This window comes from Actinomadura nitritigenes (assembly GCF_017573545.1).
Lineage (GTDB): Bacteria > Actinomycetota > Actinomycetes > Streptosporangiales > Streptosporangiaceae > Spirillospora > Spirillospora nitritigenes.
This window is the reverse complement of sequence record NZ_JAGEOK010000006.1, coordinates 116,061-140,395: the sequence shown is the minus strand read 5'-3', so window position 1 is coordinate 140,395 and position 24,335 is coordinate 116,061. Positions and strand designations below refer to the sequence as shown.

Genomic DNA, 24,335 nt, shown 5'->3' with positions numbered 1-24,335 from the left:
GCCCCGGGTCGCGCCACCCCACCACCCCCTTCCGTCAGGGGCGAACCCGTTCTCGGCAGTTCGCTCCCGGCCGTCGCCAGGCCCGTCGGTGTGAGTCGCCCGTGATCCGGTGTTGGCGATGGCTCTGGCATTGCGGCCTGTAGGGGTGGCGCACTGCGTTCGCCGGGGCGGTCTCGGCCATTGCATCCGCATCGCACTGCCGTGTTGGCATGGCGATGTCATATAGGGAGGCTGGCTCGCCCCTGATGGGGGTGGGTGCGAATGGCCTGGGGCAGGGTGTGGCCGGGTGCCGTGTTGCTGGGGCGGGGTGGTGATGCAGCCCCAGTCCAGGGTGGTGTGGGGTGGGTCGGTGCCTGGGCGGTGCAGTGGCCGGGTGGGTTGGGGTGGTCTCTGCTGAGGGGTGTCTGGTGGGGCGCGCACCGGTGTGAGGGGGCGCCGTCGTCTGTGGTGTGGGCATGCCGGGGCCGCCCGTCACCGGGGGTGGATGCGGGCGGTAGACCGGCGCAGGGCATGACCGGGTGCGGTGTGGCGGGGTGGTGCGGTTATGCGGCCCAGTCGAGGGCGGGGTTGTCGGGTGGGCCGATGCTGCCCGGTGGTCCGGTCCCGGTCGCGGGTCCTCTGGCGTCGGCTGGTGGGAGCAGCCGGTAGACGTATCGCCCGTCGTGATCCTTGCCGATCTGGATCTGGTCGGGGTTGGTGTGTTTGAAGCGGTTGTGCCACCCACAGGTCAGAGCGAGCTGATCGATGTCGGTCGGCGACCGCCCGAGCGCCCAACCGTGGACATGGTCGACCTCGCACAGCGTCCCGGGCACTTCACATCCCCGCACCGCACACGAGGAGTAGAGCGTCTCCAGCACCTGCCGCTGTGCTGCCGAAGCGAACCGCTCCCGATAGCCCAGGTACAGCGGGGTGTTCCCGCGCCCGAGCAGCAGGGGCGATACCCCGGCGGCCAGGGCGATGCGGCGGGCTTGGGCGGCGGGGATGGGGGTGCCGTCGGTGAGGCGGGCCGGGGCGTTGCCTCCGGTGAGGGTGTCCAGGTCGCAGATCACGGTGACCTTGGAAGCCTTGTGCCCGCCCGACAGGACACTGGACAGTGCCGCTGCGGTGCGTTCGGGAAGGTCGCGGCGGTCGTCGAGTCCGGCCGGCTTGGCCAGCGGTGCCAGGGTGCCGTCCCAGATCGCGGCGTCCTCGGGGTTCAGCCACCCTTTAACGTACCGGCCGCCGTCCAGAGATCGGGTAGTGGTGAGCCACGACTTGTCGTAACCGCGCCGAGAATCCTCATCGGGGGCGTCTTCGGTGTCGTCGCGTTCGGCGATGAGGTCACGGATGCGGCGCCCGAACGCGGCGACCTTCCCGGCCGAAAAGCCCTGGTCGACGAAGCCGAGCAGGGTCGCCTCGGCCTCGGCGCAGTCGTGGTCGTCCAGACGGGAGACCGAGTCGGCGACGGTGACGGCGTAACCGTAAGACAGCTCCCCGGCTGCGAGCTGCTCGGCCACCTGCGGGAGGCGACGCCGCTGCCGGGCAAGGGTGAGGCGCTCCTTGGCGCGGTTGTCGCGCATGCCGAGCCGGGATCGCAGCCATGCTTGGGTGGAGGGGTATCCCCACCGGGCCTGTTCTTTGGTGGCGTCGACTCGGCCGATGAATGCGGCGAGGGCGCTTTCCTGCTTATCGGAGGCGGCCACGAGGGTTTCGGTGAGTTCCAGGCATGCGGCAGCTGATTCGGGGGCTTCCCTTGAGGCGAGTTCAGTGGCGATGGTTGAGAGCGCGTTCACCAGTTCCATGGTGGACGCGGCCTCAAGCTCGACCGTCACTGATTGCATACGTAAATAGTACCCTGTGTGACCGACATTCGGGGCCGTTCACGGCACATTCCTTCCGGTATCTTTTTGGCGGGAAAGGCAAGCGTGCCCTTGCAGTCTTTGTTCTATGGAGCACCCCGAGGCTGGTCCCTGACGGAAGGGGGTGGTGGGGTGGCGCGACCCGGGGCGGGGCAGGCGGAGCCTGCCCCTAACGCTGCCTCAGGGGCCGCAGAGGCTCCAAAGTCAAGGGTGGACGAAGTCCATCGCGAAGCGACGCCGAAGGCGCCCTTGACTTTGGAGGGGCGGCCCCGTACGCCAGCGCCACCCCACCACCCGAACACCCTTCTTGGTTGTCGCGAGAACGTCGATGGGGTCATGAATTATGGCATCGGAGAACTTTCGAATTCGCCCTCCTTGAAGGGCGCTCACCGCGTGATCTGCGTGCTGCAAAGATGCTCATCGCCGGGCATGAACGGGAACTGATCACGTACATGATCAAGAACGAGCGCAGCCGCCCGGACAGCGCCACCGCCGACGCGATCGAGTCCTGGCCGCCCGGACGTAGCGCGGCCGCGGCCTCCCTGGACCGGTGATCCACCCTCCCCGGACCGGTGGCCTACCCTCCTCGGCGAAGTCCAGGCGCCCCGAAGAGTCGCATCGAATGCGTCGTACGCCATCTCGACGAGGCCGCTCGCACCCGGCTGATGCCGACCGTCCGGCGAGGCGCTCTGGTCGTCGATGCGGTTGTACAGCCCTCATGACCGAGCGCGAGACGTTCTCCCGCCGACGCCGGACGCCGGACGCTGGGACGCCGGGCGCTCGGCTCGGTCACGGGGACGGTGCGTTCGGGCTCGCCGGGACGCCTGGCCGGGGGTCGCCGGGGGCCAGCGGGGGCGGCGGCGCGTCTCGGGGGTCAGGGACGGGTTGCCGGTGAGGTGCTTGATGCCTGGATTCGCCGTGTCGGCGATCGTGGTGAGGCGCTCGCGAAGCGGTTGCTCGCAGGGTTCGGCCCTGATCCGTCCGGTGTCAGCGGGGAGGGCGGAGCGGTTCCGTGGCCGAGGTCCGAGGTGCTGCCCAGCTGGCGAGGACTTTCAGGCGGTCCTCCGACGGGGTGCCCGGCTCGGCGGCGTAGACCGTCAGGTCGTGTACGGCCCGCTGAGCCAGGGGCAGGTTCAGGGAGCGGAACGTCAACTCGAGGCGGCCGACCTCGGGATGGTCCAGCCGCTTGACGCCCTCGTGGTGGATTCGGACGTCGTGACTGGCCCACATGGTGCGGAACTCGGGGCTGAGCGTGGACAGTTCACCGACGAGCTCACGCAGGGCCCGGTCGTGAGGTTCGCGTCCGGCTTCGGCGCGGAGCACGGCGACCGTGGCCTTCGCGCCTTCCTCCCAGTCGACGAAGAAACGGGAAGAGCCAGGGTCGAGGAAGAAGTAGCGGGGGAAGTTGGCGAACCCCCGCTCAGCGGTGGTGTCGCTGTCGAACATCGGTGAATAGAGGGCCCTGCACAGCGCGTTGCTCGCGACGAGGTCCAAGCGGCCGTTGCGCACGAAGGCGGGGGCCATGGTCATGGAGTCGACCATCCACTGGACGGAGGACGGGATCTCGACGTCGTTGCGGCGGCGGCGCCCCGCCCGGCCGGCGGGGCGGGCCGCTCTCGCCAGATCGAGCAGGTAGGTGCGCTCGTCCTCGTCGAGGAGCAACGCCCGGGCGACCGCTTCGAGCACCTCCTCGGACACGCCGCCGATGTGGCCCCTCTCCAGCCGCGTGTACCACTCGGTGCTCACGCCGGCGAGGGCCGCGACCTCCTCGCGCCGCAGTCCCGGGACCCGGCGCCGCCGGCTCGTGGGCAGCCCGACCCGCTCCGGGGCGAGCCTGGCGCGCCGGCTCGTGAGGAAGCCGCGGATGTCGGAGCGGTTGTCGGTGCGACTGCCGGCGCGGCTCTCGGGCGGAGGCTCCATTCGTCCACCGTACCTACGGACCGGCCGATAGGGAGGTTGCGTTTATGCCCCCCATAAACGCGACCTTCCTCGCCCGTGCCGGCGCCGGTTTCGTGGGATCGGCGGCCCGAACGGCTTCCTTCGTCGCCGTCCGCCACTTACACCCGAGGAGCATGACATGTCCGGCAAGACTGTACTGATCACCGGTGCGACCAGCGGTATCGGCGCCCACACCGCGCGGCTGCTGCTCGGCCGCGGCCACCGAGTGGCCGTCACCGGCCGCGACGAGAGCAGGCTGAAGGCGTTCCTCGACGAGGCCGGCCACCCCGACCGGCTGCTGGGCCTCGTCGCGGACGCGGCGGACTGGGAGGCCACCGAGTCGGTCGTGACCCGCACCGTGGAGCACTTCGGCGCGCTGGACGCGGCCGTGGCGAACGCCGGATTCATGACCGGTGACTCCATCGGGGCCGGTGACCCGGCGTCGTGGGCGCCGATGGTCCTCACCAACGTTCTCGGCCCCGCCCTCCTGGCCCACGCGGCCCTGCCCCACCTTGAGGCCACCGGCGGACGGCTGGTGCTCGTCGGCAGCGTCGCCGGGCTGAAGAACGCCCCCGCCAACCTGTACTCGGCGACCAAGTGGGCCGTCACCGGGCTGGCCGAGAACCTGCGCCTGCACGCCACGACCCGCGGCATCGGTGTCGCCCTCGTCAACCCCGGCATGATCGACACGCCCTTCTGGCAAGGCGCCGGCGCTCCCCCCTTCGCGCTGCCTCCCCAGCCCATCGCCGAGGCCATCTGCTTCGCCCTCGACCAGCCGGCGGGCGTCGACCTCAACACCCTCACCATCCGGCCCATCGGTCAGCCCGTCTGACCTGGGAACGCCCGGTCGCACGGGGAGGCGGCGCGGCGGCGGGCGGGCGGCGGGTCAGGTGGGCTCGTCGATGGCGGGCATCGGCGGGCCGCCGGGGTTCCAGGTGTCCAGGAAGGATGCCTGGAGGCCCTGGTCGACGAGTTCGACGTGCGCGCCGATCGAGTCGACGCGGTGGTAGGCGAACGCGCGGCCGTAGGGGCAGCCGGAGAACGTCTCGGCGAAGCCGCCGGCGGTGAGCGCGGCCGTCCCCGCCGCGAGGTCGGACGTCCAGAACCCGAGGTGGTGGAAGCCCGGCCGGGACGTGTCGCCCCACGGCCCGCCCGGCGCGGCCTCGATGAGCTCGACGAACGGGGCTCCACCGGCGGAGAAGACGATCCGGTAGTCCCATTCCCCGATCCGCCCGTCGGCGGGGTCGCGCCAGGCCAGGCCCGTGGTGGCGGTGAGGTCGCGCATCGCCGCGGCGAGGTCGGGGACGGCGAAGCAGACGTGGTAGAAGCCGGTCACCGGGGGCGGCGGCGGTTCTCGGGGTTCAGCGCCGGGTTGCCGGTGAGGTGCTTGATGCCCGCGATGTCGGTGCCGGGCGGGACGACCTCGTCGATCGCGTCCAGGACGGCCGGGTCGAGCCGGATGTCGGCGGCGGCGAGCAGGTCGTCCAGCTGCGCCATCGTCTTCGGGCCGATGATGGCCGAGGTGATCGCCGGGTGCTCGCCGACGAAGGCCAGCGCCATGTGGGTCAGCGGCAGGCCCGCCTCGTCGGCGATCTCGGTGAGGCGCTCGACGGCGTCGAAGCGGACGGGCGCGCTCGGGTCGGTGTCGACCGTGCGGCCCTTCCAGTTCGAGTCGTCGGAGGGCGCGAAGCGGGAGCCGGCGGGCGCCGTCTCGTCGCGCCGGTACTTGCCGGTCAGCCAGCCGCCGGCGAGCGGGCTCCACGGGATGACGCCCATGCCGTGCCGCTGCGCGGTGGGCAGCATGGCGTCCTCGATCGAGCGGGCGAAGATCGAGTACTGGGGCTGCTCGCAGACGAACCGGGCGCCGCCGCGGCGCGCCGCCGCCCACTGCGCCTCGACGATCTGGTCCGCCGGGAAGGACGACGAGCCGATGTAGCGGACCTTGCCCTGGCGGACGAGGTCGGTGAGGGCGTCGAGGGTCTCCTCCAGATCGGTGTCCCAGTCGGGGCGGTGCATCTGGTAGAGGTCGATGTGGTCGGTGCCGAGGCGGCGGAGGCTGGCCTCGACCGCGCGGACGATGTAGCGGCGGGACCCGCCGCGGGCGTTGCGCTCGTCTCCGAGCGGGAAGAAGAACTTGCTGGCGAGGACGACGTCGTCGCGGCGGCCCTTGAGGGCGCGGCCGACGATCTCCTCGCTCTCCCCGGCGGAGTACATGTCGGCGGTGTCGACGAAGTTGATCCCGGCGTCGAGCGCGCGGTGGATGATGCGCTCGGACTCGTCGTGGTCGGGGTTGCCGACCGCGCCGAACATCATGGCCCCGAGGCACTGGGTGCTGACCTCCACGCCGGTGCGGCCGAGCTTCCGGTACTGCAATGCGGGCTCCTTCTCGTGGTGGACGGGCAGAACGCTAGGAGATGGAGCGCGCTCCAGGTCAAGCCGTGGCCCCGTCTGGCGCGAGCGCGGTCCCGGGTCCGCCGACGCGCAGCGGAACCGCACCGTGTCGTGCATGACTCCGGAAAGTTTTCCGGTCTCCGACCGGGACGCTGTCACTCGTATATCGGACTAATACGTCGATATCGCGTCGATGGCGCTGCCCGTCACGGCGAATTTCCGCGCGCTTCGCCGCCCGTCCCGCTCGCCTCGCGGCAAGGGTTCCGCTGCCCGGACCTTCCCAGGTCGAGTGCGCTCTTTGCGTAACCATGGAAATGCCGCAGGCGCCTTTCCGGCGGTGTTTGCGGGCGAATGCCGCCGGGCAGGTCGAATTGGTCGATGATCTCTGGGGGGAGTGGCCATGACCACCGTCGGCGAGGGGGCGTGACGCCCGCATGAACGCGGTCCCGGAACTGGCGCTGGAACTGCTCGGCATCGAGCCCGAGCCCTTCGCGGCGGCGCCCACGCTGAACCTGCGCATCGCGCTGCGCCGCCCGGACGGCGGGCCGGTCCAGTGCGTCCTGCTCACCACCACCGTGACGATCGCGGCGGCGCGGCGCCGCTACGAGGACGCCGAGCGCGACCGGCTGGTCCGCCTGATCGGCGCGTCCGCGCTGTCGGACGAGCCGCCCGGCGGGCTGCTGTGGGCGCGGATCGGCCTGACCGTCCCGACGTTCCGCGGCGAGACCGAGGTGACGGTCGCGCTGCCCTGCGGGCACGACATGCAGGTCACCGCCGACCAGTACCTGCGCGCCCTGGGCGGCGGCCACGTCCCCCTCGACCTCGCCTTCGACGGGACGGTCTTCTACCCGGGCGAGGACGGCGTGCTGCGCACCGCGCAGATCCCGTGCCGGCACCAGGCGACCGGGGAGCTGTCCGTCGCCGTCTGGCGGAGCCTCGTGGACCGCTACTACGGCGCCGTGCGGTGGCTGCGCCTCGACGAGGACCGCTTCGACCGCCTCGCCGCCTACCGGGCCCGCCGCGCGCACACCTCCTTCGACGACACCGTCGACGAGCTGCTCCACGCCGCGGAGTCCCTCCACGGCGGCGCCGAGCCGGACGACACCGAGCGCCTGCGGGACGCCGCGCGGCTGGAGTCGCTGGACGACACCGGCGCGGCCCTGCGCGACACCGCGCTGAGCGCGGAGATGGCCGCGCGGCCGGAGGAGAGCGGCCCATGGACGCCGTGAGGGCGATCGCCGACACGGTTCTCTACGAGGGGCATCTCCTGTGGCCGTACCGTGCTTCGGCGGCGCGGACCGGGAAGCGCTGGACGATCGGCGGGGTCCTTCCCAAGGACGAGGCGGAACGGTCCGGCGGCCGCTGGACGGTCTCCGCGGAGTTCCTGCTGGAGGACGGCCCCGAGACGACCGTGGAGTTCACGCTGCGGTTCCTGCACGCGGTGCACCGGCAGATGATGGACGGCGACGCCCCGGTCCACGAGCTGAAGGTGGGAGCCGGGACGTACCGGACGCGGCGGGAGGCCCGCGAACGCGAGATCACCAGCGGGCGGCTGCGGCTGGAACGGCTGCTGCGCTCGCCCGTCCGCGTGCCCGTCGCCATCGCCGCGGGCCTCGACGAGAAGCGGATCGAGGGCACGGCGCGGATCATCCGCACGTGGGACCGGGTGACCGGGACCGTGGTGCTGTCCGCGGAGCGGGCCGCGCCCGGCGCCGTCCGGATCCGCGCCGTGATCGTCAACACCGGCCCCGCCGAGGACCGGGACGAGGCGGACCGCACCGGGATGCTGTGCGCGCACCTCGTCTCGGACGCCTCCGGCGGGGCGTTCGTCTCCTCCGCCGCCCCGCCCGCGCACCTCGCCGACGCGGCCGCGGCCTGCCACAGCGACGGCCTCTGGCCCGTCCTGGCGGGCCCGCGGGGCGGGCACGGCACGGTGCTGGCCGCGCCGATCGTCCTCTACGACTGGCCCCAGGTGGCCCCGCAGACTCCGGCCGACCTGTTCGGCGGCGCCGGTCTCGACCGGCTGCTGGCCGAGCTCGCCGCCGGCGACCCGCGCGGCGGAGGCCGCGCCACCACCGGAACAGGAAGGAGTGAGCGATGAGGAAGCAGAACATGGGCATGCGCAAGGGCGGCATGCGGGCCATGGCGGGCCGCATGATGGTCGGGATGCTGGTGGCCGCGATGGCCGCCGTCCTGATCAAGATGATGCCGGCGCTGATGCGCCGTGCCCGGTCCGAGCAGGAGTGACCGGGACGAGGAGCATGCGGGTCCCGTGAGCCCGGCGATGCGGGTGCGATGCCCGCCCCCGCGACTGCGTGAAGGCGCGCCCGAACGATCGGGCGCGCCTTTCGGCTTCGGGGGCGTCAGCGGTCGCGGAGGGCCTTCTCGATGGCGGAGAGCTGGTCGGCCAGGTGGAGGAGGGCGCCGACGGACGGGTCGTCGTCGTTCCCCGCGAGGGTGCGGGCGCGGACGTAGGCGGCCTTCACCTCCGTCCAGCGGGCCCGCTGCTCCGGGGTGAGGGCGTTCCGGAGCTCGGCCAGTTTCAGCAGGTTGGACTCGGTGTCGGAGGTGAGCGTCTGCGCCTCGGCCCGGTAGTGGTCGTCGATGAGCGTCTCGAGTTCCTCGGCGTTCATCACGGGGAGGACCCGCTCGGCGAGCTTGTTCATGTCGCGGTAGGAGCCCTGGAGCCGGAACGGCGGCTCGGTGCGGGACGCGTCGTCCTGCGCCGCCGAGGCGATGTAGGCGCGGTTCACCGTCAGCACGACCTCCTGGACGCGCCGGAGCTTCGCCATGACCGACAGGATCTGGTCGAGCTCGGCCTGCGAGTACGGGTGCGCGAGTCGGTCCGGGCGGACGCTCCGGTCGCCGGACGCCAGCCGGACGAGCAGCTCGACGTCGGCGCGGTCTCGGCCGGCCAGCGGCGCGAGCACCGGGTTGGAGGTCAGCGCGTTCTCGATGTAGCTGAGCGCGAACAGCTCGTCCTTGCCGGCGAGGACGTCGCCGAGGTTCCAGACGTCGGCGCGGTTGGCGAGCATGTCGGGGATCCGGAACCGCTGCCCGGACTCGGTGTACGGGTTGCCGGCCATGCAGACGGCGAAGCGCTTGCCGCGCAGGTCGTGGCTGCGGGACGCGCCCTCGATGCGGCGCTGCGCGTCGCAGAGCGGGATGAACTTCTGCAGGAACTCCGGCGAGGTGTGCTGGACGTCGTCGAGGTAGAGCAGGACGTTGTCGCCCATCTCCAGCGCGAAGTCGATCTTCTCGACCTCGCGGGCGGCGGTGGCGTTCGGCGCCTTCGCCGGGTCGAGGGACGTGACGTCGTGGCCGAGTGCCGGGCCGTCCACCTTGACGAGGGCGAGGCCGAGCCGGTCCGCGACGTACTCCATCAGCGTCGTCTTGCCGTAGCCGGGCGGCGAGATCAGCAGGAGCAGCCCCATCTGGTCGGTGCGCTTGCCGTCCCCGGCGGCGCCGATCTGCTTGGCGAGGTTGTCGCCGATGAGGGGCAGGTACACCTCGTCGACGAGCCGGTTGCGGACGAACGCGCTCATCGTGCGGGGCTTGAGGGCGGCGATCCCGAGCCGCCGCGACTCGACGGCGACCAGCTCGTTGCGCCGCTTCTGGTAGGCGCGGAACGCGGGGACGCGCTCGGTACGGAACCGCTGTGTGCGCGCGAGGAGTTCGTCCAGGCGAAGCGGCAGGGCGCGGCCCGTGATGCGCGGGTGGGCGCCGAGCAGGCCCTCGACGGTGGCGGTCAGCGCGGCGGGGGAGTCGTAGCGGGCGGACGCGCACAGCACGGTCGCGACGGCCTCGGGCAGGTCGGCCGGGTCGGCGTCCGGGGTGCCGGCGAGGTGGGAGCCGAGCCACGCCCCGGCGAGCTGGTGCCGGGCGGCGAGGTCGCCGCCGAGCGCCCGCAGGTCCTCCTCCAGGGCGGGCAGGTGCGGGCCGAACGACTTCAGCAGGTCGCGGGTGCCGGTGCCGATGACGAACCCGTCCGGCGCCGTGGCCAGCTCCTCGATCAGGTACTCGGCGGCCGGCGGGCCGTCCGGCGCGGGCAGGCCGGTGCGCGCCGAGAACGCCTCGACGGCCGCGGTCAGCTCGCCCGCCAGGTCGTCCAGCGCGGGCGCGCGCCCGAACGACCGGCGGGCCCGGACGAGGGACCGGGCGCGGGTCGCCCAGGCCGCGCGGGCCGCGTCGTCGGGGCCGTGCGTCCAGAACAGCTGGGCCGCCGCGCGGGCGGACGACGGGTAGCGCAGCAGGCCCGCGTCCGCGTGCAGGCGCAGCAGCATCTCCAGGATGCGGGCGGCGTCGTGGTCGTGGACGCCGCGCTCGTAGCCCTCGTCGTACCGGTCGGCCGCCGCCTCCCGCACCACCCGGAGCAGGTCGGCGTCCCGCAGCTCGTCCGCGGACCGGGCGGCCAGGATCGACGCCGCCAGGTACTCGGCCCGGTACGTCTCCGGTGTCTCCGAGACGAGGGTCTGGTCCCACAGGCCGCGGGTCGCGGCGAACGCCTCGTCGCGGACGGGTGCCCGGTAGCCGGTCCCGGTGACGGTGAACGCGATCCCGCCGTCGTGCGGGACGAGCGTCAGCTCGATCGGGCGGGTGTTCACCGCGAACCGGTGCCGGCCGAGGCGGATCGTGGTGCCGTCCTCGCCGTACAGGTCGAGCCGGTCGCGCAGCGCCCGCGCCGCCTCCTGCCGGGCCGCCTTCACTCGCCCTTCCAGCTCCTCGGCGCGCACGTCGTCGCCGAGTTCCCGCAGCTCGTCCGCGATCGCGCGGATCCGGGCCACCATCGCGTCCGCCGCGAAGTAGGCGTTCACCTCGTCGGGCGAGGCGAGGGACGCGGCGCGGCGCCGCACCCCGGTGAGGATCCGGTCGGCGGACCCGGTGAGCCGGCCGGCGCGGCGCGCCCGCTCGTCCAGCAGCGTCTGCTTGCGCGACGAGAACGCCTCGTACAGCTCGGTGCGCTTGGTCTCCAGCCCGGCGGCGAACTCCTCCAGCTCGGCGAAGCGCGCCTGCAGCGTCTCCAGCCGGAGCAGCAGCCGGCCGAGCTGCTCGTCGCAGCGCTCGGGGGTGGACGCGCCGGCCAGCGCGCCCGCGACCGCCTGGTCCAGCAGCGCCAGCTCGGCGGCGAACGCCGCGCGCCCCTCGTGCTCCAGCAGCTCGCGGCGCCGGTTGCCGAGGACGGCGCGGGCCCGGTTGAGCCCGCCGAGCACCTCGCCGACGCGCTCCAGGATCGCCGTGCGGGCCGTCGCGTCGGTGATGTCGAGGTCCCCGACGACCTCGGTGACGACCTCCAGGCCCTCGTTCTGCGCGTCGAGGAGCTCGGCGAGCGGCGCCGCGGCGGCCGCCGTAGCGATCGCCCCGGCCGCCTCGGCGATGCGCTCCACCTCGGCGTGGTAGCCGGTGAACGCGTCCTCGCCCTGCAGGAACCGGACGGAGCGCTCGCCCAGGCCGCGCAGCTCCGCCTCGACCGTGCCCGACAGCTCGTCGATGCGGGCGGTGTCGGCGTACCGCAGGTCGCGGAGCGTCTCCAGGCGGCCGAGCGCCCGCCGCATCTTGGCGAGCCGGGACACCCAGCCGTCGGCGGTCGCGGGCTCCTCGGCGTTCGCCCGCCGGACCAGCGCGGCGACGTCCTCGCCCGCCTCGGCCACGGCCGCCGCCGCCTGCTCGGTCAGCGCGCGGACCTTCTCGTACTCGTCCAGCACCTGCCCGGCCGCCGCCCGGACGTCCGCGAGCGGCGCCGCGAGGTCGCCCAGCTCCTCGTCCGCCAGCCAGTGGAACAGGTCGGACGTCCTCGTGCAGGCCGCGATCAGCGCCTCGAACACCCGCGCGGACGGCGACATCTCGTCCACCATCCGGGTGATCGACAGGCACTCGGAGATCCCCCGGACCAGGTCCGCGTTCCCGACCCGCTCCAGCGGCCCGGTCCCGACCGGCTGCGCGGCGGCGTGCTCCTCCGACACGAACGGCGTCGCCCACACCTGCATCGGATGCGCCCGGACCGGCTCCGCCGGCTCCGCCCGCAGCACCACCAGCGTGCCGTCCTCGAACAGCGAGTACCCGTGGCACGTGATCGGCGCCGCCACCCGCTTGCGGATCACGTTGTACGGCAGCAGCAGCGACCGCCCGTCCCCGCGCGAGTGGAACGCGTACAGCACGTCCTCGCCGTTCGGCGACCGGACGACCCGCTCGTACTCCAGCCCGGCGACGTCGGTGTCGAACGTCTTCACCACGCCGGTGTCCAGGCAGTAGCCGCCCGGGAAGACGATCCCGTGGTCGTCGGGCAGCCGCCGGCACGCCTGCTCGATCCCGTTGAGCCGCACGACCTCCTTCGTCCGCACGTTGAACACCAGGTGCCGCCACGCCGGCTCGTTGTACGGCCGGATCCGCAGCAGGATCAGCGCGCCGACCCGCGCGTACCGGACATCGGCGTCCGCGAGGGCCTGCAGCGGCTCGTCCACCGGCTCGGAGTGGATCCCCTCGCCGGTGGCCGTGTCGTTGTCGACCTTGACGGTCAGCGTCCCGCCGACCGTGGCGACGAACACCTCGCCCTCGATCGAGATGTGCGGGTGCACGCCGCGGACGTGGTCGTCGCGGGTCGTCTCGATCCACTCGACGTCGTGCGACGGCGGGAAGGTGTGGTAGCGCTCGCCCTGGTTGTCCTCGTAGGCGACGGTGCCGTCCGGGGACGTCCGCCAGCGCAGGACGCGCAGGTCGGACAGCTGCGGCCCGGTCTGGAACACCGCGAGCAGCCGCCCGTCCACCAGCCGGAGCTGCAGCAGCCGCGCCTGCCGGTAGTACCGGAACATGTCGGCGAAGTCGCGGTGGAAGCGCGGGTCGTCGAGCAGCCCCGGCACCGCGTCCGGGCCCGCCGGCCCGAACGCGCCCCCGCCCCCGCCCCCGCCCCCGCCGCCGTCGCTGTGGCCGTCGCCGAACCGGTGCAGCGAGAACACGTCCTCGACGGCCGTCCCGTCCGCCGTCGCGGGCGCGTTGCAGCCGAGCAGCAGCGTCCCGCCGAGCGCGACCACGTCGCGGGGCACGCCCGCGCGCTCCGTCCGGACCTGCTCGGTGCCGGTCAGCCGCAGCTCGGCGCCGCCGAACACCTCCAGCCGGCGGGCGTTCAGCGCCTCCGCCCGCCGCGCCGCCTCCGCGGCCCGCTCCGCGAGCCGCGCCCGCAGCACCTCGTACGTCCCCTGGTCGAGCCCGCTCACGCGTCCACTTCCATCCTGGTCGGGAGTCCGGTCGCGGCGCGCCGCCCCATGGGGGGTCGCTGCGGGCGGCGCGCCGCGGGTCGATGCGGCCGGACGGTCAGGTCGCCGGGGTCAGCGGGGTGCCGTTCGACTCCGCGGGCGGCGCGGCCGCGAGCGGCGCGTCCGCCACGCCGAGGCGCTGCGCGGCCTGCAGCAGGTCGCTGAGCGCGGGCGCGTTCGGGCCGCCGGTCGAGGCGAGCCGCGTCAGCAGCGCCGCGATCGTCAGGTCGCCGACGCCTCCGCCGCCCGCCGACCCCAGGACGCGGGTCAGGTCGCCGCTGAGCGAGCCCGTCCCGTCCAGCCACGAACCGCCCAGCGCCCGCACGGTCTCGGAGTTCCCGACGAACCCGTCCACGCTCTTGCCGAGCGTGATCGACCCGACGAGCTTGTCGAAGAACACGCTGTCGCCGCCGACGATGTCGATGTCCGCCTTCTCCAGCCCCGCCGCGAGCACCGCGGCCTGCGCCTCCGCGACCTCCCGCTGCACCTGGATCCCGGCCAGCCGGATGTCCTTCTCCGCCGCCAGCCGCAGCCGGTACTCCTCGTGCTGGCGCGTCGCGTCGTCCAGCGCCGCCATCGCCGCCGCCTTGTCGGTGAGCCCCTCGGCCTCGGCCTTCAGCCCGCCCCGGATCCGGGTCGCCTCGGCGAGCGCCTTCTGCTCGGCGACCGCGGCCTCGGCGCGGCCGACCTTCTCGATCGCCGCCGCGTCCCGCTCCCGGACCTCGACCTCCGCGAGGCCCTCCGCCGCGGCCTCCGCGCGGATCCCCTCGGCCAGCCGGATCTTGGCCTCCGCGTCCAGCTCGGACGCCTGGCGCCGCGCGTCGGCCATCGTCAGCTGCTCGCGGGCGCGGTGCTGCGCGGCGGCCTCCGCCGCCTCCGCCGCCTTGATGTCCTTGACGAGGCTCTCCTGCGCCTCCGCCTCGGCCTGGATGATCACCGCCTGGCGGGTCCGCTCGGCCTCCTCGACCACCCGCACCCGCTTGATGGACTCCTCCTGCTCGGCGACGGTCCGCTCGACCGCGATGCGCTCCCGGATCACGTTCGCGATCTCCCGCTTCTCCGCCTCGACCTCCTTGTTCGCGGCGATGCGGGTCAGCTCCGTCTCGCGCTCGCGGGCGATGACCTCCAGCATGCGGTCCTTCTCGATCCGCTCGTTCTCGACCGCGATGACCCGCTCCTTGTTCTTCTCCGCCACCGCCACCTCGCGGTTGCGGTTCTCCTGCTGCACGCCGAGCTGCTCGTCGGTGCGGATGTGCGCGGTCTGCGCGCGCAGCCGCTCCTCCGCCTGCACCCGCTCGGTCTCCGCCTGCTCCCGCGCACGGACGGTCTCGATCTCGCGCTGCTGCCGCAGCTGCGCGTCCGCCTGGCGGCGCTCCAGCTCCAGGATCGCCTCGCGCGCCTCCACGTTCTGGCGGGTGATCTCCTTCTCCTCGTTGCGGGTGTACTCGTTGGTGCGGACGTGCTCGATCGCGGTCAGCTCGGTGATCTTCCGGATGCCCTGCGCGTCGAGGATGTTGGACTTGTCCAGCGACAGCAGCGGCGTCTGCTCCAGGTAGTCGATCGCCGCGTCCTCCAGGCTGTAGCCGTTCAGGTCGGTGCCGATGAGCTCGATGATGTGGTCGCGGAACTCGTGCCGGCGCGTGTAGAGGTCGGTGAAGTCCAGGTGCTTGCCGACGGTCTTGAGCGCCTCGGAGAACTTCGCCGCGAACAGCGCCTGCAGCGTGTCCTGGTGGCTGGCGCGGTCGGTGCCGATCGCCTGCGCCACCTTGATCACGTCCTCGACGGTCTTGTTCACCCGGACGAAGAACGTGATGCGGATGTCGGCGCGGATGTTGTCCCGGCAGATCAGCCCGTCCCGGCCGGTCCGCTCGATCTCGATCGTCTTCACCGAGATGTCCATCAGCTCGGCCTTGTGCAGGACCGGCAGGACCACCGCGCCGGTGAAGGTGACGTCGACCTTCTTCAGCTTGGAGATGATCAGCGCGCTGCCCTGGTCGACCTTGCGGAACAGCCGCGTCATCATCAGCGCGAGGCCGAGGGCGATGAGCAGCGCGAGCGCGATCAGCACGCCCGCTCCGATCGTGATGGCGTCCATCGGGATCCCTGTCTACTGGGGGGATGTGGGGATGCGGGGGTCAGAGGGTGCGGAGTGCGGAGGTCAGGGGGTCGGGCCGTCGTAGGGCATGACCCAGAAGAACTGGCCGTCCGGATCGAAGTCGAAGATCAGCGCGATGCTGCCCGCACCGAGCGCGGGCCGCACGGCGCCGCCCGGCGGGCCTTCGGCCGGGCCGCCCGGCGGGCCTTCTGCCGCGCCGCCCCGTGCGCCGTCGGCCGCGACGTCCAGGGCGTGCCGGCGGACCTGCACGATGGCGGACGAGCCGTCGTCGGCGGTCACCTCGGCCTGGCCGAAGTCCACGCCGACCCGTCCGGTGCGAATGACGCAGGTGCGGCCGACGAAGTCGCGCAGCGACGCCGCCGGCTCCTCCCGGAACACGCGGCGCAGCGGGACGATGGCGAGCCGCGTCCCGAGCCACGCCGCCGCGAGCGCCGCGGCCAGGACGGCGGCGGCGAGCGGCGGCGCCGGCGTGCCGCCCGCCAGCACCGACCCGGCCAGGCTCGCGAACCAGGCCAGCGCGATCAGCAGCGACAGCGTGATGGTGGCGGGGACGCCGCCCAGCCCGATCGCGGCCAGCGGCCCGCCCGACCCGTGGCCGTCCTCGTGGCCGCCGGACGGATCGTGGCCGCCGCCGTGCCCGTCCGCGCCGCTGTGCCCGTGGAAGGCCCCGTGGCCGTGCGCCGCGCCGTGCCCGTGGAAGCCCCCGTGCCCGTGGAAGCCGCCGTGCGCGTGGAGGCCGCCGTCTCCGTGGAAGTGGCCTCCCCCGCCGGCACCGGCCCCCGTATGGCCATCGGTGCCGGCGTGGAAGTGCCCCAGGCCGCCGAGCAGGACGAGCGTCCAGTACGCGGCGACCACCACCAGAGAGAAGCTGAAAAGCGCCGTGGGGAAGCCGAGCACGGTGTCGACGAATTCACGCATGGGTGTGCACGCTCCCGCCTCGAGGCGTCATTCACCGCCCGGACCGCATTTGCGGTCACCGGTTCACCAGAAAATGCACAGCCGTATTCGGCGTACCCGCCGGCTACGGCAGGTCATGTGTCCGGAAAGGAGTCCGCCCAGGTCGCGGCCGTCAGGCCGGAGCGCGCGCCGAAGCCGCGCGAAGCGGGGTGGGAGGTGCCGCACGGTATCCGCCGCGGCGTGAGAAAGGGCCGGGGAGTCATCTGGAATAACCTCCTGGTCGGAGACAAATCCTGTCTCGCCGACCAGACTTCCCGGCACACCGGGAGTTACTTTAGCGTAGTTCTGGCCGAGGTGGAAGCCTTTGTGGGCTTCCAGAGCGGCCGTTGCATCCGTTTCCGGGCGCGGCCTCGCCGTTTCCGCGATACGGCAGGATGGCAGGCATTCGTCCCCCGGAGAAGGCAGGAGTCGTCGTGGGATCGCCTCCCGCAGGCACGGACGGGCCGCTGGCCCGCCCGTTCTGGAAATCGCTCGGCTGGGGGCTGCTCGTCCCGGTGTCGTTCACGGCCGGCGGCTTCCTCGCCCAGTACCCGCACGGGCTCGTCGTGGCCGGCGTCGTCGTCGCCCTGGCCGCGCTCGCCGTCGCCGCGACGCTCGCGGGCGGGGTCTGGCACCGGCCCGGCGCGGCCGTCGTGCTGTCCTGCGCCGGCCTCGCCCTGACCTTCTTCGCCGGTCCCGGCCTGTACGAGCTCTACATGAGGACGGCCGGGAAGCCCGTCCACGCCGTCGTCGCGCACGTCGAGAAGCGGGACGCCCGGCGCGGGGCCGACCTGTCGTGCACCGTGGTCGAGGCCGGCGGCGGGCGCGCCGTCCACCACCTCACGGAGCAGCAGAACTGCTCGACCGACCTCAAGCCGTCCCAGGCGGTCACGCTGCGCACGGATCCGGCGGGCCTGCTGAAGCCGCGGCTTCCGGACGGTCCCGGCGACGGAGGTGACACCGCTCTGGCCCTGGAGATAGCGGCGGGTCTCTTCGTGGTCACGGGCGCCGCGACGTTCTCCGCGAGCCTGCGCCGTCGCGCCGAGTAGTCGAGTCATCACGTTCAGCGAACTCTGAGGTCGGTCTGAGGTCCGGTTCAGGCGGCGGCCGTAGCTTCCCGCGCCATGACCAGCCAGTCCCACCGCCCCGTGTTCGTCCTCGGCTGCCCGCGCTCCGGCACGACGCTGCTGCAGCAGATGCTGCACTCGCACCGGCGCCTGGCGGTGCCGTCCGAGACCAGGTTCGTGCACGTCGCGTACGCGCGGCGGCTCGGCTTCGGCGACCTGCGGGCGGAGGCGAACCGGCGGGCGCTCGGCGAGTGGATCACCACGGGCGACGGGACGAAGTTCGACGTCCTCGGGCTGGACCCCGGCGCGGTCGTCGGCGACATCGTGCACGGCCCGCCGACGCTCGGTTCCGCACTCGCGGCCGTGTTCCGCCGCTACGCGCGGGAGCACGGCAAGGCGCGGTGGGGCGACAAGCGGCCGAGCTACTTCCGCAAGGTGCCGATGCTGCTGCGGATGTTCCCGGACGCGCAGTTCGTCCACCTGGTCCGCGACGGCCGCGACGCGGTCAGCTCGCTCGCGCGGATGCCCTGGTATGAGGGCGACGTCCACTCCGCCGCGCTGACCTGGCGTGAGGCCGTCGACACCGGGAGCCGGCTCGCGCGGCGGCTCGGCCCCCGCCGCTACTTCGAGATGCGCTACGAGGACCTCGTCGCCGAGCCCGAGCGGTCGCTGGTGGCCTTGTGCGGGTTCCTGGAGGAGGAGTACGACGAGGCGATGGCAGAGCCGCACCATCACGCGCGCCGGACGGTCCCGGCCGAGCGACGGTGGCACCTGCGGACGCACGAGGCCGTCAACGACCGCAACGTCGGCGCATGGGCGGCGCGGATGGAGCCGTGGGAGGCCGACCTCGTCGAGCACGTCCTGGCCGACCGGCTGCGGCGGCACGGGTACGCGCCGGCGGGACGGGCCCGTCCGGAGGCGGCACACGTCGCGAGATTCCGCCGGACGGCGGCGCACCGCTGGCGGGCCCAGCGCGCGCGGGCGGTCCGGGATCGGGCGGCGCGCCTGCGCGAGCCGAATCCCGTCGGTTCATTGCTGACCGGCCCGGCGATCGGATCGGAAATACTTCCCATTTCGCCCGATCAGTGACCGAACGGGCGTGACCTCGGGGCGCGCGGCGCCCCTTTCGGACCGTCTTCGGCCCCGCTGGCGCCCGTCTTCAGGGCCCGATTGGGCGGTTGTCCGAAATTCTCATGGAACGTGCCCGGGCCGGCCCGCCGCCCGCCGCGGGCACGGGGGCGCGGTCGTGGGGAACGGTGCAGGTCGCGTGCCGTGGGACGGCCGGCGGGGGAGGAGTGGCCGCGTGGGGCGGCCGTGACGGCGGTCGCCTGACGGCGCCCGTCGTGGGCCCCTTACGGAACCTGTTACCGCGCGGTACGCGGGCTCCGTTTTACCGCTCAACTGACTTAATTTACGGAAAAGTGACATGCTCGTGTCCGATCGTTCACAGACAGATCTGTGACATGCCGAACATATGCATGTACCGTGCCATGTGCTCAGCTACGGATGGCCATCGGGGTTTGGTTCAGAAGATCCTCTGACAAAAAGGGGAGTGCGGTGAGCGGATCGCAAACAATTTCCCACGACGAGCTCCAGATGTGGCTTCTTGACCGCATCGCCTTCTACCTCGACAGGCCGACGGAAAATATTGACCCGGCAGTCGAACTCGCACGTTACGGCGTGGATTCGGTGTACGCCATCAGCATCATCAGCGACATCGAGGACCACCTGCAGGTGGAGGTGGACGTGGCCGAGGCGCGGCGCCGCGAGACGGTCGCCGACCTCACCGCCTACCTCCTCGACCTCGTCGCGTGATGGCCGGCCCGCCGGCCGCGGGCGCCGCCCTGGTGGTGCTCGGCGACAGCGTGGCCGAGGGCCGCGACGACCCCGACCCGGCGGGCGGCTGGCTCGGCTGGGCCGGCCGGCTCGCGCGGCGCCTCGGCGTGGACTCCGGTGACGTGCTGAACGTCTCCGACGCGGGCGCCACGATCGAGGACGTGGTGCGCGACCAGCTCCCCGCCGTCCGCGCCGCGCGGCCCCGGCTGGCGGTGCTCGGCTGCGGCATGAACGACGCGCTGAATGGGTTCGAGCCCGCCGCGGCGGGCGCCCGGCTCGATGAGGTGCACGGCTGGGCGCGGGACGCCGGCGCCGTCCTGCTGGCGATTCCGGTGCCCCGCCCGCCGCTGCTCGACCGGTCTCCCATCTCGCAGTTCCGTAAGAAACGCGTGCTCCAGCGCATCACCCTGTTCAACGTCGAGCTGGAACGTGCCGCACGGGACTTCGGAATGGCTTTCCCGGCCCGGGAAACGGTGACGAAAATCGCTGACCCCGCGATGTGGAGTTCCGACGGAATCCACCTCAGCCCGGCCGGGCACGATTATGTCGCGGAGGTGATGGAACACCTCGCCGCCGGCATGCTCGGCGAGCGTGCTAACTGAGATGGAGGCAGTCTCGGGGGCAGTCGAACAGTCGGGATGACGATGAAGAGACCATTCTCGCCCGCCCATGTCCCGCGATCGCCGGCGCCGTCGGCCGCCGGCGGCCTCCACCCGCCCCCCGCCGTCCACCGGGCCCGGGCGCGCGACCGCGCCCGGGCCGTCGAGGCGGGCGCCGCCACCGCGGCGCGCGCCGCCACAGCGAAGGGAGCGGCGACGTGACGGTCCCCGGAACGTTCCGAGCGGCGGTGGAGGCCAAGGACCTCGCCGCCATCACGCGGGCGCTGGACCCGGGCATCGAGTTCCACAGCCCGGTGATGGTGAAGCCCTACCAGGGGCGCGACGCGGTCACCGCGCTGCTGCGCGTCCTGCTGGAGGTGTTCGAGGACTTCCGCTACACCGACGAGCTCGCCGGGACCGATCCGGCGCGCGCCCCGTCCCAGGCGCTGGTGTTCAGCGCGCGGGTGATGGGCAAGGCGGTGCAGGGCCTCGACCTGCTCAGGTTCGGCGAGACCGGGCTGGTGACCGGGCTGACGGTCATGGTCCGGCCGCTGCCCGCGGCGATGACGCTCGCCCGCGTGGTCGGCCGCCGCATGGAGGACCAGGGGGCGTGACGGGACGCCCCCTTCGTGAGGGGGCGGCGCGGACCGGGGGTGCGGGGGGCCGCCCCGGACGGCGCCGTCCCGTGCGGCGGCGCGTGCCGGTGAGGGCACGCGGACGCCGCGACAAGTTCGGCTACAGGGAGTGGAAGATGGACAGCGGAATGGTCCCCGCACGCGCCGGCCTGTCGCCGGCGCACGGCATCGCAGCCGATCTGGACGGCTTCCTCGGCGATCCCATGGACGACGAGGCCGGCCCGTTCTCCTACAAGGCGATCGTCGAGGCCGAGGAGCGCGACGAGCTGCCCGCCGGCGCGGTGGACGCCGTCCGGGCCTGGGGGTTCCCGAAGTACCTGGTGCCGTCCGGGCTGGGCGGGCGCCTGACGACGCTGGAGGAGCTGTTCTTCGTCACCCGCGGCATCTCGCGGCGCAGCGTCACGGTCGCGGTGATGTACGGGTCGGGCCTGCTGGCGGTGAACCCGGTGTGGCTGTGGGGCGACGACCGGCAGCGCAGGACGGTCGCGGACGGCGTGCTGAACGGCGACCTGGCCTGCTTCGGGGTGTCGGAGGCCGACCACGGCAGCGACGTGATGGCGAGCGAGTCCGAGGCGGTGAGCAAGGGCGACGAGCTGGTGCTGACCGGGACGAAGTGGCCGGTCGGCAACGCGACGCGCGGGCGGTTCGTCACGACGTACGCCAGGACCGGTCCGAGGGACTTCTCGCTGCTGCTCGTCGACAAGACGGCGCTGGACCCGGAGAGCTGGTCGACGCTGCCGCCCGTCCGGACGGTCGGGCTGCGCGGCCACGACCTCAGCGGCGTCGTGTTCGACGGGGCGCGCCTGCCGGCGGACTGCGTGATCGGGCGGCGCGGCGCCGGGCTCGTCCAGACCCTGAAGACGCTGCAGATCACCCGGACGGCGATCGCGGCGCTGTCGGTCGGGACGATGGACGCGGTGGTGCGGATCGCGATGCAGTACGCGCGCCGGCGCACCCTCTACGGCGCGGACATCTACCAGATCCCGGTGATCCGCGACCATCTGTTGAAGGCACACCTGGACCTGCTGATCGCCGAGTGCGTCGCGATACCGGTGGCGCGCGCGCTGACGGTCGCGCCGGGCCGGTTGAGCCTGTGGTCGTCGATCGTGAAGTACTTCGTCCCGGTGCAGGGGGACGAGGTCGTCGCCAGCATGGGAACGGTCCTGGCGGCGCGCGGCTACCTGCGCGAGGGCGTGGCGCACGGGGTGTTCCAGAAGCTGCAGCGCGACCACGCGATCGCGAGCATCTTCGAGGGCACCACGCACGTCAACCTCGCGAACGTCGCCGCGCAGCTGCCGTTCCTCTGCCGTCCGCCGGACGAGACGGGCGGCGAGGACGAGCTGCTCGCCGAGCTGTTCTCCTGGACCCGGACGCCGCCGACCTGGCAGCCGGACGGACGCCGCCTCCAGCTCACCAACGAGGGCCGCGACGAGGTCGGGCAGCGGTTCGAGCAGATCTCCGAGGAGCTGCTCGCGGCGGCGAACGCGCACGCCGCGCCGGGCGTCGCCGCCGAGCTGAAGGACCTGGTGTCGAGCATCGGCGCGCTGCGCGCGAAGGTCGACGAGGGCATCCGGGAGAGCGAGGGCGACACCTCGTCGGTGGCGGCGCTGATGCGGGCGCGCCGGTACTGCGAGCTGCACGCGATGGTGTCGTGCATGCTCACGTGGCTGCACAACCACCGCGAGTTCGGCGGTGCGTTCGCGGGCGGCCAGTGGCTCGTCCTGTGCCTCCAGCGGCTGCTGCAGCGCACCTACCCGGACACGGTCCTGTCGGAGGAGTTCCTGCCGACGCTGGAGGAGGCGATGTTCCGCTCCTCCGGCGAGGGCCGCTGGTTCACGCTGACGACGCTGGCCGAGGACGTGTGACGCCGCCATGAGCATGGACAAGCACACCGATTTCGTGTCGGCCGTCCGGGAGACCGTGCGGACGCACGGGGACGCCCGGGGCTTCACCTTCGTCAAGGAGGAGCCCGGCCCCGGCCGGGCCTACCGGGAGGACGTGCTCGGCCTCGCCGAGCTGGACCGGCGGGCCAGGGCGCTGGCCCGCCGGCTGGAGGAGCGCGGGCTGCGGGACCGGGCCGTCCTGCTGCTGTATCCGGAGGGCCTGGAGTTCATGGCGGCGTTCGTCGGCTGCCTGTACGCGCGGGTCGTGGCCGTCCCGGCGCCGCTTCCGGTGCTGGACGCGGGGCGCTTCGACCGCACCCGCCGGATCATCGCCGACGCCGACATCACCTGGATCCTCACCGACAGCGCCCATCTCGCGGGCTTGGAGGGGTGGCTGAAGGAGGCGGGGCTCGCCGGGAAGGTGCAGTGCCTCGACACCGAGACCGCCGGCGGCGAGGACCCGCTCGCCGACGCGGACGCGTGGACGATGCCGGAGTTCGGCCCGGACACGCTCGCGTTCCTGCAGTACACGTCCGGCTCGACGAGCGAGCCGAAGGGCGTGATGGTCACCCACCGGAACCTGCTGTACAACGCCGAGGAGATCCGGCGGCGCATCCAGGGGACGCCGGCGTCGATCGGCGTCGGCTGGGTGCCGCACTTCCACGACATGGGGCTCGTCGGCCAGTTCCTGGAGCCGCTGTACCTCGGCATGCGGTACGTGCTGACGTCGCCGATCACCTTCATCAAACGGCCCGCGCTGTGGCTGGAGCTCGTCACCCGGCACCGCGCGACGATCATCGTCGCGCCGAACTTCGGGTACGAACTGGCGCTGCGCCGCGTCACCGACCGGCAGCTTGAGGCGCTGGACCTGTCGTCGCTGGAGACGGTGAAGAACGGCGCGGAGCCGGTCCGCGCGGCGACGCTGGAGCGGTGGAGCGAGCGGTTCGCGCCCGCCGGGTTCGAGCCGCGGATGTGGATGCCGTGCTACGGCATGGCGGAGGCGACGCTGCTCATCAGCGCCGCGCCGTGGGGCACGGGCCCGGTGATCCGCGACTTCGACGCCGCCGCCCTGTCCCGCGGCCGGGCCGTGCCGGCGGAGGCGTCCGAGGAGCGCGAGGGGCCGGGAGGGGACGCGGTGGACGGGACGGTGCGGCGGCTGGTGAGCAGCGGCCGCCCGGTCACCCTGGACGTCCGCATCGTCGACCCCGACAGCCTGGAGCCGCTGCCGGACGGGCGGGCGGGGGAGATCTGGGTGCGCGGCGGCAGCGTCGCTGAGGGCTACTGGCACAGCCCGGTCGCGACGCGCGTGACGTTCCAGGCGCGCACCGCGGACGGCGACGGCCCGTTCCTGCGCACCGGCGACCTCGGGTTCATCGACGGCGGCGAGGTGTTCGTCACCGGCCGCAGCAAGGACCTGATCATCGTCAACGGCCGCAACATCCACGCCCACGACATCGAGGAGACCGCGCAGGCGGCCCACCCCGCCGCGCTGATCGGCGCCGCGTTCGTGCTCGACGGCGTGACGACCGAGGACGGCCGGGAGCAGGTCGTGCTCGTCCAGGAGATCAGCACGCGGGCTGCGGCCGGGACGGCGCCGGACGAGCTCGCAGGGCTCATCAAGGCCGCCGTGGCGCGCGCGCACGAGCTGCCCGCGCTCAGCGTGGTACTGACCGGGCGCGGCTCCGTACGCCGCACGACCAGCGGGAAGCTGCGGCGCGGCCCGACCCGGCAGGCGCTGCTGGACGGCGAGATCGGGGCGCTCGGGGCGGACCTCGAACCGGGCGTCGCGAAATTCGTCCATACTCACCCTAGTCAAAAGCATGACTAATCATGTCGTTGTCTGATAACG

At 72.8% G+C, this 24,335-nt stretch carries 18 protein-coding genes; 11 read left to right on the top strand and 7 right to left on the bottom strand.

The genetic code is table 11. The features are described 5' to 3' along the window. Nucleotides 1-542: 542 nt before the first annotated feature. Together J4557_RS10555 and J4557_RS10550 are read right to left on the bottom strand one after the other, a co-directional pair. Entirely contained in the window at nt 543-1,820 is a 1,278-nt protein-coding gene (locus tag J4557_RS10555; protein WP_208266300.1) for an HNH endonuclease signature motif containing protein, read from the bottom strand. A 1,005-nt stretch (nt 1,821-2,825) separates the two neighbouring features. Then, nucleotides 2,826-3,758 carry a helix-turn-helix transcriptional regulator gene (locus J4557_RS10550; protein ID WP_208266299.1) on the bottom strand — a complete coding sequence of 311 codons (933 nt, stop codon included), beginning with the start codon at nt 3,756-3,758 and terminating at the stop codon, nt 2,826-2,828. A 157-nt stretch (nt 3,759-3,915) separates the two neighbouring features. Here J4557_RS10550 and J4557_RS10545 point away from each other — a divergent pair, with 157 nt between their 5' ends. Next, complete coding sequence (locus J4557_RS10545; RefSeq protein WP_208266298.1) at nt 3,916-4,608, top strand: SDR family oxidoreductase; 693 nt, start codon at nt 3,916-3,918, stop codon at nt 4,606-4,608. Between the two features lie 54 nt (nt 4,609-4,662). Here the strand turns inward: J4557_RS10545 and J4557_RS10540 are convergent, their stop codons facing one another. Then, nucleotides 4,663-5,112, bottom strand: a complete 450-nt coding sequence (locus J4557_RS10540; RefSeq protein ID WP_208266297.1) for a VOC family protein — start codon at nt 5,110-5,112, stop codon at nt 4,663-4,665. Continuing rightward, nucleotides 5,109-6,149 carry an aldo/keto reductase gene (locus tag J4557_RS10535; RefSeq protein ID WP_208266296.1) on the bottom strand — a complete coding sequence of 347 codons (1,041 nt, stop codon included), beginning with the start codon at nt 6,147-6,149 and terminating at the stop codon, nt 5,109-5,111. The genes J4557_RS10540 and J4557_RS10535 overlap by 4 nt, the downstream gene beginning before the upstream one ends. 452 nt (nt 6,150-6,601) lie before the next feature. Here J4557_RS10535 and J4557_RS10530 point away from each other — a divergent pair, with 452 nt between their 5' ends. The 3 genes from J4557_RS10530 to J4557_RS10520 are packed head-to-tail and all read left to right on the top strand — an operon-like array spanning nt 6,602 to nt 8,414. Continuing rightward, nucleotides 6,602-7,396, top strand: coding sequence for a DUF6084 family protein (locus J4557_RS10530; RefSeq protein ID WP_208266295.1), 795 nt, complete (start codon nt 6,602-6,604; stop codon nt 7,394-7,396). Then, nucleotides 7,384-8,268: a hypothetical protein gene (locus tag J4557_RS10525; RefSeq protein ID WP_208266294.1), complete on the top strand. Its 885-nt coding sequence runs from the start codon at nt 7,384-7,386 to the stop codon at nt 8,266-8,268. The genes J4557_RS10530 and J4557_RS10525 overlap by 13 nt, the downstream gene beginning before the upstream one ends. Then, a complete protein-coding gene (locus J4557_RS10520; protein ID WP_190854725.1) occupies nt 8,265-8,414 on the top strand; it encodes a hypothetical protein in 150 nt (49 codons plus the stop codon). Before J4557_RS10525 ends, J4557_RS10520 begins: the two co-directional genes overlap by 4 nt. 116 nt (nt 8,415-8,530) lie before the next feature. Here the strand turns inward: J4557_RS10520 and J4557_RS10515 are convergent, their stop codons facing one another. The 3 genes from J4557_RS10515 to J4557_RS10505 form a co-directional block, all read right to left on the bottom strand. Further along, entirely contained in the window at nt 8,531-13,375 is a 4,845-nt protein-coding gene (locus J4557_RS10515) for a DNA repair ATPase (RefSeq protein ID WP_208266293.1), read from the bottom strand. A gap of 97 nt (nt 13,376-13,472) precedes the next feature. Next, nucleotides 13,473-15,509, bottom strand: a complete 2,037-nt coding sequence (locus tag J4557_RS10510; protein ID WP_208266292.1) for a flotillin family protein — start codon at nt 15,507-15,509, stop codon at nt 13,473-13,475. A 63-nt stretch (nt 15,510-15,572) separates the two neighbouring features. Next, the gene (locus J4557_RS10505) at nt 15,573-16,448 is read right to left on the bottom strand and encodes a hypothetical protein (RefSeq protein WP_208266291.1); all 876 of its coding nucleotides are present in this window, start codon (nt 16,446-16,448) and stop codon (nt 15,573-15,575) included. Between the two features lie 452 nt (nt 16,449-16,900). Here J4557_RS10505 and J4557_RS10500 point away from each other — a divergent pair, with 452 nt between their 5' ends. From J4557_RS10500 to J4557_RS10470, 7 genes are all read left to right on the top strand, one after another. Then, the gene (locus J4557_RS10500) at nt 16,901-17,515 is read left to right on the top strand and encodes a hypothetical protein (protein WP_208266290.1); all 615 of its coding nucleotides are present in this window, start codon (nt 16,901-16,903) and stop codon (nt 17,513-17,515) included. 75 nt (nt 17,516-17,590) lie between these two features. Further along, a complete protein-coding gene (locus J4557_RS10495; RefSeq protein WP_208266289.1) occupies nt 17,591-18,622 on the top strand; it encodes a sulfotransferase family protein in 1,032 nt (343 codons plus the stop codon). A 507-nt stretch (nt 18,623-19,129) separates the two neighbouring features. Beyond that, nucleotides 19,130-19,348 carry an acyl carrier protein gene (locus J4557_RS10490; protein WP_151596800.1) on the top strand — a complete coding sequence of 73 codons (219 nt, stop codon included), beginning with the start codon at nt 19,130-19,132 and terminating at the stop codon, nt 19,346-19,348. Nucleotides 19,349-19,380: 32 nt separating this feature from the next. Beyond that, complete coding sequence (locus J4557_RS10485) at nt 19,381-19,971, top strand: SGNH/GDSL hydrolase family protein (protein WP_208266288.1); 591 nt, start codon at nt 19,381-19,383, stop codon at nt 19,969-19,971. Nucleotides 19,972-20,186: 215 nt separating this feature from the next. Continuing rightward, nucleotides 20,187-20,582 (top strand): nuclear transport factor 2 family protein, encoded by a 396-nt coding sequence (locus J4557_RS51605; protein ID WP_208266287.1) that lies wholly within the window; start codon nt 20,187-20,189, stop codon nt 20,580-20,582. 137 nt (nt 20,583-20,719) lie between these two features. Further along, a complete protein-coding gene (locus J4557_RS10475; RefSeq protein ID WP_208266286.1) occupies nt 20,720-22,468 on the top strand; it encodes an acyl-CoA dehydrogenase family protein in 1,749 nt (582 codons plus the stop codon). Nucleotides 22,469-22,475: 7 nt separating this feature from the next. Continuing rightward, nucleotides 22,476-24,314, top strand: coding sequence for a fatty acyl-AMP ligase (locus J4557_RS10470; protein WP_208266285.1), 1,839 nt, complete (start codon nt 22,476-22,478; stop codon nt 24,312-24,314). The last annotated feature ends 21 nt before the right edge of the window (nt 24,315-24,335 follow it).